10 protein-coding genes and 2 pseudogenes are annotated in these 12,642 nt (G+C 71.3%); 3 read left to right on the forward strand and 9 right to left on the reverse strand.

All coding sequences use genetic code 11. The features are described 5' to 3' along the window. Window positions 1-1,299 (forward strand): annotated as a pseudogene (locus AC5Y5Z_RS25340) (PE family protein); the annotation flags it as partial. Window positions 1,300-1,341: 42 nt separating this feature from the next. Here AC5Y5Z_RS25340 and AC5Y5Z_RS25345 read toward each other — a convergent pair. The 4 genes from AC5Y5Z_RS25345 to ruvC are packed head-to-tail and all read right to left on the reverse strand — an operon-like array spanning window position 1,342 to window position 3,918. Continuing rightward, the gene (locus AC5Y5Z_RS25345) at window positions 1,342-1,731 is read right to left on the reverse strand and encodes a DUF1304 domain-containing protein (RefSeq protein ID WP_473140370.1); all 390 of its coding nucleotides are present in this window, start codon (window positions 1,729-1,731) and stop codon (window positions 1,342-1,344) included. An 11-nt stretch (window positions 1,732-1,742) separates the two neighbouring features. After that, window positions 1,743-2,780, reverse strand: a complete 1,038-nt coding sequence (ruvB, locus tag AC5Y5Z_RS25350; protein ID WP_463824961.1) for a Holliday junction branch migration DNA helicase RuvB — start codon at window positions 2,778-2,780, stop codon at window positions 1,743-1,745. Next, entirely contained in the window at window positions 2,777-3,367 is a 591-nt protein-coding gene (ruvA, locus tag AC5Y5Z_RS25355) for a Holliday junction branch migration protein RuvA (protein WP_463824960.1), read from the reverse strand. The genes ruvB and ruvA overlap by 4 nt, the downstream gene beginning before the upstream one ends. Further along, the gene (gene ruvC, locus AC5Y5Z_RS25360; RefSeq protein ID WP_463825431.1) at window positions 3,364-3,918 is read right to left on the reverse strand and encodes a crossover junction endodeoxyribonuclease RuvC; all 555 of its coding nucleotides are present in this window, start codon (window positions 3,916-3,918) and stop codon (window positions 3,364-3,366) included. The genes ruvA and ruvC overlap by 4 nt, the downstream gene beginning before the upstream one ends. Before the next feature lie 94 nt (window positions 3,919-4,012). On the opposite strand from ruvC, the gene AC5Y5Z_RS25365 reads away from it, so the two are divergent. Then, complete coding sequence (locus tag AC5Y5Z_RS25365) at window positions 4,013-4,507, forward strand: DUF2617 family protein (RefSeq protein ID WP_499928252.1); 495 nt, start codon at window positions 4,013-4,015, stop codon at window positions 4,505-4,507. Between the two features lie 6 nt (window positions 4,508-4,513). On the opposite strand, the gene AC5Y5Z_RS25370 is transcribed toward AC5Y5Z_RS25365, so the two are convergent. Beyond that, window positions 4,514-5,269 (reverse strand): YebC/PmpR family DNA-binding transcriptional regulator, encoded by a 756-nt coding sequence (locus AC5Y5Z_RS25370; protein ID WP_463824958.1) that lies wholly within the window; start codon window positions 5,267-5,269, stop codon window positions 4,514-4,516. Window positions 5,270-5,545: 276 nt separating this feature from the next. Here AC5Y5Z_RS25370 and AC5Y5Z_RS25375 point away from each other — a divergent pair, with 276 nt between their 5' ends. After that, on the forward strand, window positions 5,546-9,604 hold the full coding sequence (locus tag AC5Y5Z_RS25375) for a PE family protein (RefSeq protein ID WP_499928254.1): 4,059 nt from the start codon (window positions 5,546-5,548) through the stop codon (window positions 9,602-9,604). A 98-nt stretch (window positions 9,605-9,702) separates the two neighbouring features. Here the strand turns inward: AC5Y5Z_RS25375 and pdxT are convergent, their stop codons facing one another. From pdxT to AC5Y5Z_RS25395, 4 genes and pseudogenes are all read right to left on the reverse strand, one after another. Beyond that, window positions 9,703-10,299, reverse strand: a complete 597-nt coding sequence (pdxT, locus tag AC5Y5Z_RS25380; RefSeq protein WP_463824956.1) for a pyridoxal 5'-phosphate synthase glutaminase subunit PdxT — start codon at window positions 10,297-10,299, stop codon at window positions 9,703-9,705. Next, window positions 10,296-11,132 (reverse strand): acyl-CoA thioesterase II, encoded by an 837-nt coding sequence (tesB, locus tag AC5Y5Z_RS25385; RefSeq protein ID WP_463824955.1) that lies wholly within the window; start codon window positions 11,130-11,132, stop codon window positions 10,296-10,298. Before tesB ends, pdxT begins: the two co-directional genes overlap by 4 nt. A 9-nt stretch (window positions 11,133-11,141) precedes the next feature. Continuing rightward, entirely contained in the window at window positions 11,142-12,044 is a 903-nt protein-coding gene (gene pdxS, locus AC5Y5Z_RS25390) for a pyridoxal 5'-phosphate synthase lyase subunit PdxS (RefSeq protein WP_463824954.1), read from the reverse strand. A 210-nt stretch (window positions 12,045-12,254) separates the two neighbouring features. Continuing rightward, window positions 12,255-12,510, reverse strand: a pseudogene (locus AC5Y5Z_RS25395) (IS481 family transposase); the annotation flags it as partial. Window positions 12,511-12,642 lie beyond the last annotated feature (132 nt).

The following is a 12,642-nucleotide window of genomic DNA, read 5'->3' on the forward strand; positions in this document are numbered from 1 at the left end:
GGCCAGGGCGGCCAGGGCGGTGCCGGCGGCCAAGGCGGTGCCGCAGGAGCCGGAATCGGCGGCGTCGGCGGCGGCCAAGCCGGCAACGGCGGCAACGGCGGCGAAGGAGGCACCGGCGGCCTGGGCGGCACCAACACCGGCACCACCAGCGGCGCCGGCGCCACCGGAGGCCAAGGCGGCACCGGCGGCAAAGCCGGCGCAGCCGGCGCCGCCCCCGACAACGCCACCACCGGCTCCAACGGCACCGGCGGCAACGGCGGCCAAGGCGGCGACGGCGGCCAAGGCGCCGCCGGCACCACCGGAACCACCGCAACCACCCCCACCGCCGGCGGCAACGCCGGCACCGGCGGCCAAGGCGGTAAAGGCGGCACCGGCGGCGACGGCATCAACGGCACCGGCGGCGGCAACGGCGGCCAAGGCGGCAACGGCGGCCAAGGCGGCGACGGCGGCAACGGCGGCCAAAACACCGGCACCACCGGCACCGCCAGCGCCCGCGGTGGCATGGGCGGCAACGGCGGCAGAGGCGGCGACGGCGGAACACCCGGCGCCGGTAACACCCTGGGCGGCAACGGCGGCAACGGCGGCCAAGGCGGCAACGGAGGCAACGGCGGCTCGAACACCGCCACCGCGTTCGGTTTCGCATCCGGGGGCGGCGCCGGCGGCGGTGGCGCCGGCGGGGACGGTGGCAATGGCGGAGGCGGCTCCGCAATCGGAGGAACCGGAGGCAAGGGCGGCGGTGGCGGTACCGGCGGACCGGCCCTCAACTCGGCCACCAACGCTCTTGCCGGTGGGGGCAGCGGCGGAGGCGGCGGTGGAGGTGGGACCGCCACCGGCACCACTGGCGGAAATGGCGGGGGCGGCGGCGGCGGCGGCGCCGGCGCGTCGGCCGGCAACGGAGCATACGCAGGAGGTGGCGGTGGAGGTGGCGCGGCCGGAGGTCCCGGCGGTGTCGCAGGAAACGGTGGCCACGGTGGAAACGCCACCTACCAGCTCTCTATGGGCGGCGTCGGCGGCAGCGGTGGGGCCGGGGCTACCAGCGGCAACGGCGGCGGAGGCGGCGGCGGTGCGGCAGGGTGGGTTCAGGGTGTGCCACCCGCAGTCGGTGCGCCCGGCGGCAATGGTCACGGCGGCGCAGAAACCGGGTCGAAGAGCGGGGAGGGCGGAGTGGGTGCCGCTGATAGCTTCAACCTTTATGGAGGCAACGGCGGCACCAGACCGGGCATGGGAGGCGGCGGAGGTAATGGCTATGCGTACGGCCCCACCGAAACCACCGCCGGTCTCCCCGGGCGGTCCAGCTGACCCCGGCTGGCCACCCTTACGGCGAGACCTGCAGACACTCCGCTAGGGATGCGCGACCGAGGCTGCCAGGAGGCCGAGCGCGATCACCGGGAATAAACCCTGCGTCACCGCCGCCCGCGCCTTATCGCGCGCCGAGATCAGCAGCACCACCGCAGCGGCCGCCATCGACCCCACGCCCGCGAAAATCAACGCGGCGCCAGGGACCCGGCGATCCAGCAGCACCAAGACGATGCCGACACCGGCGACGACGGCCAGAAACAGGTTGTAGAAGCCCTGGTTGAACGCCAGCAGCTTGGTGGTTTCGGCTTCCTCCGCGGTGGTGCCGAAGGTCGCGCGGGTGCGTTTCGACGTCCAGGTGAACGACTCCATGGTCCAGATGTACACGTGCAGCACCGCAGCCAGAGCGGCGAAAACCAGAGCGGCAGTGACCATCTCACGTCCTCCTAGTCGAACAGTCCAGGCTGGTTGACTCCCGCCGGTGGCGTCATGCCCAGGTGCGTCCAGGCTTTCGCGGTCGCTACCCGGCCGCGTGGTGTCCGTGCCACCATGCCCGCGCGTACCAGGAAAGGCTCGCACACCTCCTCCACCGTCGCGGCCTCCTCGCCGACCGCCACCGCCAGCGTGGACACCCCGACCGGCCCGCCGCCGAAGCTGCGGGTCAGCGCCGACAACACCGCCCGGTCGAGCCGGTCCAGGCCCAGTTCGTCGACGTCGTACACCTCCAGCGCCGCCTTGGCGACATCGCGGGTGATGACACCGTCGGCGCGCACTTCGGCGTAGTCGCGGACCCGGCGCAACAGCCGGTTGGCGATCCGCGGCGTCCCGCGCGAGCGGCGCGCGATCTCCGCACCGGCCTCGCGGCCCAACTCGATGCCCAGGATTCCGGCCGAGCGGGTCAGCACCCGTTCCAGCTCGGCGGGTTCGTAGAAGTCCATGTGCGCGGTGAAACCGAACCGGTCCCGCAGCGGGCCGGTCAGCGCCCCGGACCGGGTGGTCGCGCCGACCAGAGTGAAGGGGGCCACCTCGAGCGGAATGGATGTCGCCCCCGGACCTTTGCCGACCACCACGTCGACCCGGAAGTCTTCCATGGCCAGATAGAGCATCTCTTCTGCGGGCCGGGCGATGCGGTGGATCTCATCGATGAACAGCACGTCATGCTCGACCAGGTTGGACAACATCGCGGCCAGGTCACCAGCCCGCTCCAGGGCGGGACCCGACGTGACGCGCAACGAGGATCCCAGCTCGGCGGCGATGATCATCGCCAACGACGTCTTACCCAATCCGGGTGGCCCGGACAGCAGGATGTGATCAGGAGTTCCGCCCCGGTTCTTGGCACCCTCGATGACCAGCTGCAACTGCTCGCGGACCCGCGGCTGCCCGATGAACTCGCGCAGCGAACGCGGCCGCAGGCTGCCGTCGATGTCGCCCTCGCCGACGGCTAGCGTCGGAGCCACGTCGCGCTCGTCGAAGTCGTCGCTCATTTCTTGCCCAGCAGCGACAGCGCGGCCCGCAAGGCCGTCGATGTGGTGGCCTCCCGGTGCTCAGCCAGCACTTTGTCGGTGGCCTCCTCGGCCTGCTTGGCCGCAAAGCCCAGGCCGATCAACGCCTCCACTACCGGACCGCGCACCGCGTGGCCGTTCGCGGCGGCCGCCGGGCCGGCTGAGCTCACCGCGCCGATCTTGTCGCGCAGCTCCAGCACCATCCGTTCGGCGCTGCGCTTGCCGATGCCGGGCACCCGGGTAAGAGCGGTGACGTCACCGTCGGCCAGCGCCTGCCGCAGGGTGGCTGCGTCATGCACGGCCAGGGTCGCCATCGCCAGGCGCGGCCCCACCCCGGACACCGATAGCAGCGTCAGGAACAGGTCCCGGGTCTCGCCGTCGCAGAACCCGTACAGGGTCATCGAGTCTTCCCGCACAATCATGGCGGTGATCAACCGGGCTTCGCTCCCCTGCCGCAGCGTGGCCAGCGTCGACGGCGTCGCATTCACCCGGTACCCGACGCCGGCCGCCTCGATGACCGCATGATCCAGCGCCACGAGGAGCACCTGACCGCGCACCGACGCGATCATCGGGCGGCCTTCAGCTTGGCCTGGTAGGCGCGCCGATGCTCCGCAGCCAGCGCTTCAGCCGCGGCCATCCGCGCAATCATCGGCGCCCGCCAGCAGTGGCAGATGGCCAGCGCCAGCGCATCGGCGGCGTCGGCCGGCGTCGGCTTTGCCTGCAGCGCAAGGATTCTGGTGACCATGGCAGTAACCTGCGCCTTGTCGGCGGCGCCGTTGCCGGTCACCGCGGCCTTGACCTCTGAAGGCGTGTGGAAGTGCACCTCGATGTCGCGCTTGGCCGCTGCCAGCGCGATCACGCCACCGGCCTGCGCGGTGCCCATCACCGTCGACACATTGTGTTGGGAGAACACCCGCTCGATGGCCAGCACGTCCGGATGGTGGGTGTCCAGCCAGTGCTCGACTGCGTCACTGATGGCCAGCAGCCTTCGGTGCAACGGCTCGCCCGACGGGGTGCGGACCACGTCGACGTCCAGCGCGGTGATCTGCCGCCCGCGCCCGTTCTCCACCAGGGACAGCCCGCATCGCGTCAACCCGGGATCGACGCCCATCACCCGCACCACAGCTCCCCACGTCGCACCGAACAGCTGTTCGATAGCGTAACCGGTGCCGGTGACATCGTCGGCCAGGGACACGCTGGGTAGGTTGTGAACCGTGCCGCTCCACCAGCTAGCCGTCACCCCGGCCGACGTGTCCGGAGCACGGTTGGGATTGACACTCAACGAGGCCGCCCCCAACCCGCTGGCGACCTGTCGATTGGACCATCCGCGCGGCGGGGCGTTGTTGCTGGGCGTGCTGGGCGCGTCGCATGTCGTGGTCGCCGAGCACGGCGGCCGCCGGTTCTCCGAGCAGGTGTCCTGCACTGCCGGCGGCAATCTGCCCGAGCGCTCCGAAGCAACCGGCTACACCCTGCGCTCACATATCGAAGGGCATGACGCAGCCGGATTCCGCGCGCTTGCGCGCGAACTGCGGACCCAGTGCGCAGGTCAAACCGGCTGGCTGGGCGGGGTGTTCCCGGGTGACGACGCCGCACTGACGGCACTGGCCGCCGAGCCCGACGGCGCCGGATGGCGGTGGCGGACCTGGCACCTGTACCCCACCGAGGCCGGCGGGATGGTGGTGCACACCGCTAGCCGGTGGCACCCCTGACCGCAGTTACTCCTCGTCGAGCGCGGCCAGCACCTCGTCGGACAGATCGACGTTGGTCCACACGTTCTGCACGTCGTCGCTGTCCTCCAGCGCGTCGACCAGTTTGAACACCTTGCGGGCGCCCTCCACGTCGACCGGCACACTGACTGACGGCTGGAAGCTGGCCTCCGCGGACTCGTAGTCGATACCGGCCTCCTGCAGGGCGGTGCGTACCGCGACCAGGTCGGTGGGTTCGGAGATCACCTCGAAGCTGTCGCCGAGGTCGTTGACGTCCTCGGCCCCGGCTTCCAGCACGGCGGTCAGCACGTCGTCCTCGGTGAGGCCGTTCTTCTCCAGGGTGACGATGCCCTTGCGGGTGAACAGGTACGACACCGACCCGGGGTCGGCCATATTGCCGCCGTTGCGGGTGACCGCCACCCGGACCTCGCCGGCCGCGCGGTTGCGGTTGTCGGTCAGGCATTCGATCAGTACCGCAACACCATTGGGTCCGTAGCCCTCGTACATGATGGTCTGATAGTCGGCACCGCCGGCTTCCTCACCAGCGCCGCGCTTGCGGGCCCGTTCAATGTTGTCGTTGGGCACCGAGGTCTTCTTCGCCTTCTGGATGGCGTCGTACAACGTCGGGTTACCCGCCGGGTCTCCCCCGCCGGTGCGGGCGGCGACCTCGATGTTCTTGATCAGCCGGGCAAATTCCTTGCCGCGGCGGGCGTCTTTGACGGCCTTCTGATGCTTGGTGGTGGCCCACTTGGAATGGCCGCTCATGGCTCTGACTTACCTCTTTCGCTGAAAAGTTCGCCCATCGAGTCTACGTGGCGCCTGATTCGCCCGGCTTGATCCACCTCCGCCGGGACAACCGCCACGCAACCGCTACCCCGTAACCCTGAATCGGTGGGGTGGTGTCCGCTCGTATTGTCGGCGCGACACTCGCACAAAGCAGTTCCAGCAAATTGACGAACGGGTTGCAATGCACGGGTTACGCTTCGCGCCAATGATCGCCGGACGGGCCTGGGGATCGTGTCGTGAAGGTGAGGGTCGTCGATGTCGTATGTGTTTGCTGTTCCTGAGTTGATGGCGGCGGCGGCCGGTGACGTGTCCGGCATCGGGGCGGCGGTGCAGACAGCGAACGCTGCGGCCGCGGCGACCACGACGCAGTTGGCGGCGGCAGCTGGTGATGAGGTGTCGGCGCTCGTCGCGGCCCTGTTCGGGGCGCACGGGCAGCAGTATCAGGCCTTGAGTGCGCAGGCGGCGGGGTTCCATGAGCAGTTTTTGCAGACCTTGGCCGGGGCCGGTCAGGCGTATGCCGCGGCGGAGGCCGCCAGCATTGAGCAGTTGCTGCTCGGGGTGATCAATGCGCCCACGCAGGCGTTGCTGGGACGGCCATTGATCGGTGATGGAGCCAGCGCCACTACGGCGGGGGGTCGCGGTGGTGACGGTGGCTTGTTGTTCGGCAACGGCGGAAGCGGTGCGACGGGGGCGGCCGGGCAAAACGGTGGAGCGGGCGGGTCGGCGGGGTTGTTCGGCACTGGGGGCCGGGGTGGCGACGGTGGTGCGGGCGCCAACGGTGCAGCGGGTGTGGCAGGCACGGCGGGCGGCAATGGTGGTGCAGGCGGTGCGGGTGGATTCTTCTTCGGTCAGGGCGGGGCCGGTGGGGCCGGTGGGGTGGGTGGAAACGGTGGCACGGGGGCGTCAGCGGTCGCGGGTAGTGGCGCGGCAGGTGTGTCTGGGGCTGTTGGTGGGGCCGGTGGCCAGGGTGGTGCTGGTGGTGCGCACGGGTTGTTCTTCGGTAATGGCGGTAGCGGCGGCGTGGGCGGTAGCGGGGGTACGGGTGGTCTAGGCGGTGACGGTGCTTCGGCTGCCGGTGCGGCCGGGGGTGCCGGGGGCAGCGGGGGCACCGGGGGTGCGGCCGGTGCCGGTGGTGCAGGCGGGTCCGGGGGCGGTGTGGCAGGCGCGGCCGGCACGGGTGGGCAGGGCGGGGTCGGCGGTAACGGCGCTATTGGCGCCGACGCCAGCGGTGTGCTCGGTGACGGGACTGGTGCTACCGGGCTTTCCGGAGGCGCGGGTGGGGCCGGTGGCACGGGCGGGAACAGCGGCGTCGGGGGTACTAATGGCTCGGGCGGACAAGGCGGTATTGGCGGGGACGGCGGGCGTGGCGCCGACGGCGCGGCGACGGGGGTGACCGGCGGTACCGGCGGCACCGGCGGGCAGGGCGGTGCTGCGGGCGCCGGGGGGGCGGCCGGTACCGGAGGTACCGGTGGGACCGGCGGATCTTTGGGGACCGGGGGTGCGGGGGGCCGCGGCGGCGACGGTGGATCAGTGAGCCTGACTACTACGGCTGCCGTGACCGGTGGCGATGGTGGCCAGGGCGGGACGCCCGGTGTCGGCGGCGCCGGCGGTGACGGCGGCAGGGGCGGCGACGCGAACAACTACGGATCGGGTGATGCCACCGGCGGTTCCGGCGGCGCCGGCACGAGCGGGACCACCGGCGGCAACGGCGGCGCCGGCGGCTACGCCGAGGCCCACGGGGTGTCGGCGCAGGCCAACGCAGGTGCTGGCGGGGTGGGTGGTACCGGCAGCGCCGGGCGCGGCGGCAACGGCGGCGACGGCGGCTCGGCGTCCATCTACAACGGCGGGTCGGCGGTCAACGTCGTCGGAGCCAACGGCGCGGCGGGTGGTACCGGCACGACCGGCGGCGGCAACGGCGGCAACGGCGGCAGCGCGTACACCACAGGGTCGGGCACGGTCACCGGCGGTGACGGTGCGGCCGGGACCAACGGTGCCACCGGCGGCGATGGCGGCGCCGGCGGCACCGCCACGACGTCCGGATTCGGGCAGGTCACCGCGGGTGCGGGCGGGGAGGGTGGTACCGGCAGCGCCGGGCGCGGCGGCAACGGCGGCGACGGCGGCTCGACGGCCATCTTCAACGGCGGGTCGGCAGGCAACGCGGTCGGCGCCAACGGCGCGGCGGGTGGTACCGGGACCACTGGCGGCGGCGACGGCGGCAAGGGCGGCAACGCGACCACCTTAGGGTCGGGCACGGCCACCGGCGGCGACGGGGCGGCTGGGGCCAGCGGGGCCACCGGCGGCAACGGCGGCAGAGGTGGCAACGCCGAGGCCTACGGGTCCGGTCAGGTCACCGCGGGTGCGGGCGGGGTGGGCGGTACCGGGACCGCCGGGCGCGGCGGCAACGGCGGCAACGGCGGCGCGGCGGCCAGCTACGACGGCGCGTCGGCGCTGAACGTGGTCGGCGCCCACGGCGCCGCTGGCGGCACCGGCACCACCGGCGGGGGCGACGGCGGCAATGGCGGCTACGCGTTCACCTCCGGGTCGGGCTCCGCCACCGGCGGTAACGGGGCCGCCGGGACCAGCGGGGCCACCGGCGGTGACGGCGGCAACGGCGGCGACGCCAGAGCCAGCGGGTCCGGGCAGGTCACCGCGGGTGCGGGCGGGGTCGGTGGTACCGGTACCGCCGGGCGCGGCGGCAACGGCGGCGACGGGGGCTCGGCCTTCATCACCAACGGCGCGTCAGCGCACACCGTGGCCGGCGCCAACGGCGCCGCTGGCGGTGCCGGCACCACCGGCGGCGGCAACGGCGGCAACGGCGGTAATGCCGAAACCGCCGGGTCGGGCTCCGCCACCGGCGGCGACGGGGCCACCGGGACCAGCGGGGCCACCGGCGGCAACGGCGGCAACGGTGGTAGCGCCACGACCTTCGGGTCCGGGCAGGTGAACGCCGGTGCGGGCGGGCTGGGTGGCACCGGCACCGCCGGGCGCGGCGGTAACGGCGGCGACGGCGGCGCGGCGTCCATCTTCAACAGCGCGTCGGCGGCCAATGCGGTCGGTGCCAACGGCGCCGCCGGCGGTACCGGCACCACCGGTAGCGGCCACGGCGGCAACGGCGGCGACGCGTTCACCGATGGGTCAGGCACCGCCACCGGCGGCAACGGGGCCACCGGGACAAGCGGGGCCACCGGCGGCAACGGCGGCAACGGCGGTAGCGCCACGACCTCCGGGTCCGGGCAGGCCACCGCCGGTGCGGGCGGGGTGGGCGGCACCGGCACCGCCGGGCGCGGCGGCAACGGCGGCAACGGCGGCTCGGCGGTCATCACCAGCAGCGCCTCGGCGCTGAACGCGGCCGGCGCCAACGGCGCCGCGGGTGGCACCGGCACCACCGGCGGCGGCAACGGTGGCGACGGTGGCAACGCGTTCACCACCGGGTCAGGCACCGCCACCGGCGGGAACGGGGCCGCGGGGACCAGCGGGGCCACCGGCGGCAACGGCGGCCACGGGGGCAACGCCGAGACCCAAGGGTCCGGACAGGCCACCGCGGGTGCGGGCGGGGTAGGCGGCACCGGCACCGCCGGGCGCGGCGGCAACGGCGGCAACGGCGGCTCGGCGACCATCCTCAACAGCGCGTCGGCGCTGAACGTGGCCGGTGCCAACGGCGCGGCAGGCGGCACCGGCACCACCGGTAGCGGCCACGGCGGCAACGGCGGCAACGCGAGCACCGCCGGGTCAGGCACCGCGACCGGCGGTAACGGGGCCGCCGGGACCAGCGGGGCCACCGGCGGCAACGGCGGCAACGGCGGCTACGCCGAAGCCCGCGGGTCCGGGCAGGTCAACGCGGGTGCGGGCGGGGTAGGCGGCGCCGGCACCGCCGGGCGCGGCGGCGACGGTGGCGACGGCGGCTCGACGATCATTCGTAATAACGGCTCGGTGGTCAACGCCGTCGGCGCCAACGGCGCGGCAGGCGGCACCGGGACTACCGGCGGCGGCAACGGCGGCAACGGCGGCTACGGATACACCGAGGGTTTGGGCACCGCCACCGGCGGTGACGGGGCCGCCGGGACCAACGGGGCCACCGGCGGTGACGGCGGCAATGGCGGTGCGGCGATCATCAACAACGCGGCGTCCACGGTGACCGCCACAGCGGGCGCCGGAGGCAACGGCGGGACCGGCAGCGCGGGCGCGGGCGGCGACGGCGGCGACGGCGGCAACGCAACCAACTTCGGCAACCCCGCCAACGCCGTTGGCGGCAGCGGTGGAGCTGCGGGCGCCGGTACACCACCCGGCTCGCCCGGCATCGATGGAACCCCGTAGTCCGGTCGATTTATCCGCCGCGTAGTCGTCGGCTGGGGTTGCCGCTGCGGCGATGCCGCTCTTCGAGTCGTGTGAATCATGCGGCCGGTGCTCTGAACCTAGTGGCGGCCCTCGACCATTTCGACGAACAACCGATGCACCCGCCGGTCTCCCGTCATCTCCGGGTGGAACGCCGTCGCCAGCACCGCACCTTGGCGTACCGCCACGATGTGCCCGGCCGCTCGGGCCAGCACCCGCACGCCCGAGCCGATCCGCTCGACCCATGGTGCCCGGATAAACACGGCACGTACCGCAGAATCCAACCCCTCGAACGGGATATCACCTTCGAATGAATCGACCTGACGTCCAAAGGCGTTGCGCCGCACCGTCATATCGATCCCCCGCAACGGCAGCGCGGCGCGGCCGTCGGCTCCGGCATCGAGAATCTCGGTGGCCAACAGGATCATTCCGGCGCACGCCCCGTACGCCGGCAGCCCGTCGGCCAGCCGCGCGCGCAGCGGCTCGAGCAGGTCGAAATCACGCAACAGATGGCTCATTGCGGTGGACTCCCCACCCGGAAGCACCAGCCCGTCCACCGCGTCGAGTTCGGCGCGGCGGCGCACCGTCAGCGCGTCGGCGCCGGCTTCACGCAGGGCGGCCAGATGTTCGCGGGTGTCGCCCTGCAGCGCAAGCACCCCGATCCGCGGTGGGCTCACGACCGGTAGTCACGCTTGAAGCGGGTCAGCCCCTCCTGCATCACCGCGGCCACCATCTCGCCGCTCTGGTTGAAGATCTTGCCCTGGCACAGCGCGCGGCCCCCGCCGGCCGACGGCGAGGACTGATCGTAGAGCAGCCATTCGTCAGCGCGGAATGCCCGCATGAACCACATCGCATGATCCAGCGACGACACCTGCAGGTGCTGGCGTTCCTCCATATGGTTGACCTGCGCCGAGCCCAGCAGGGTCAGGTCGCTCATGTAGGCCAGCGCACAGATGTGCAGCACCGGGTCGTCGGGCAGCGGGTCGCGGTGCCGGAACCACACTTGCTGCTGGGAAGCCTTGCCGGGCAACAGCTTCAGGTTCTCCCGCGGCACGATGCAGACGTCCCACTCCTCGAACTGCTTGAACCCCGCGTCGTCGAATACCTTCACCGAGTTCAGGCCGGGCAGTCCATCCGGTGGCGGCGCCGCAGGCATGGCGTCCTGATGGTTGATGCCTTCCTGGTCGGTCTGGAACGACGCACCCATGCTGAAGATGATCTCGCCGTGCTGGATCGCGTTGACCCGCCTGGTAGCGAACGACCCCCCGTCGCGGGTCCGCTCGACGATGAAGACCGTGCGTTCCTTGGCGTCTCCCGGGCGCAGGAAATAGCCGTGCAGCGAGTGGACCTGATAGCGCGGGTCGACCGTGCGCACCGCCGAGACCAGCGACTGACCGGCCACATGACCGCCGAAGGTGCGCTGCAAAAATCCCGATTCCGGGCTGAACACGCTACCGCGGTAGATGTTGACCTCGAGCTGCTCGAGATCGAGGATCTCTTCGATCGCCACGGATAGTTCTTACCAGCCGCGTTGGGCCAGGCGATGCGGCTCCGCGATCTCCTCCACGTTGATGCCGACCATCGCTTCGCCCAAGCCGCGCGACACCTTGGCCAGCACGTCGGGATCGTCATAGAAGGTGGTGGCCTTGACGATCGCCGCGGCCCGCTGGGCCGGATCGCCGGACTTGAAGATCCCCGAGCCGACGAACACGCCCTCGGCGCCGAGTTGCATCATCATCGCGGCGTCGGCCGGGGTCGCGATGCCGCCGGCGGTGAACAGCGTGACCGGCAGCTTGCCGGCGCGGGCGACCTCCACGACGAGATCGTAGGGCGCCTGCAATTCCTTTGCGGCAACGAACAATTCGTCCTCAGACAACGAGGTGAGCCGACGGATCTCACCGCCTATGGCGCGCATGTGCGTGGTCGCGTTGGAGACGTCGCCGGTGCCGGCCTCGCCCTTGGATCGGATCATCGCCGCACCCTCGGTGATGCGTCGCAACGCCTCGCCCAGATTGGTGGCACCGCACACGAACGGCACGGTGAAGTTCCACTTGTCGATGTGATGGGTGTAGTCGGCCGGGGTAAGCACCTCGGATTCATCGACATAATCCACCCCGAGGCTCTGCAGTATCTGCGCCTCGACGAAGTGCCCGATCCGGGCCTTGGCCATCACCGGAATGGTGACCGCATCGATGATGCCCTCGATCATGTCGGGGTCACTCATCCGCGATACCCCACCCTGGGCGCGGATGTCCGCGGGCACCCGTTCCAGCGCCATCACTGCGACGGCGCCGGCGCCTTCGGCAATCCGGGCCTGCTCTGGGGTGACGACATCCATGATGACGCCGCCCTTGAGCATCTCTGCCATGCCCCGTTTCACCCGGGCGGTTCCGGTTTGGGCCCCGTTCTGCTGGGTCTCCACTACTCTCCTCGACTCTCGATTCAGGGGTCCAGTCTAGTGGTCCGCAACAAATCGGTTTCCCGCTGCGGGGCTGCGTCACCCGCGTTCGGCTGATTCGGGCCGGGCTTCATCTACCACCTACCCACCAAGGCTCGGCCAGACAGTTTGAGTGAGTGTGATGTCTCAGGACATCGGTGTCAGTTCTATATCAAGACATCGGTGACGGTTGATGACCGCCTTGACGAAGACGGCGATCGCGGCCTGGGCGGTCTCACCCCACGCCACGTGCCAGGCGACGGCAAAGCGAGAGTGGCCGTCGATGAGCTGCAGGATCACGCACGTGCGTCCGCCGGTCAGAACGTACTCGGCGCCGTCGAGTTGCCAGCACGCATTCGGGGCCGGATAGACGAACCGCCGCCACGCCGACCCGAGGCTTCATCTTCGGTTCCAGTCGAGCCACGCCTGCCTCGCGGCAGATGGTCCCGAGACATCACAGAAGTCTAAGTCAGCAGAATTTGGTATAATCGAATGTATGTTCGAGCAGTTGTGTGATGAGCCGCCGCCGCCGCGGGAGGACCCGTCGCTGTATTGGGCCTGGATCGATGACATGACCAAGGTA

Source organism: Mycobacterium sp. NGS29, from assembly GCF_059812965.1.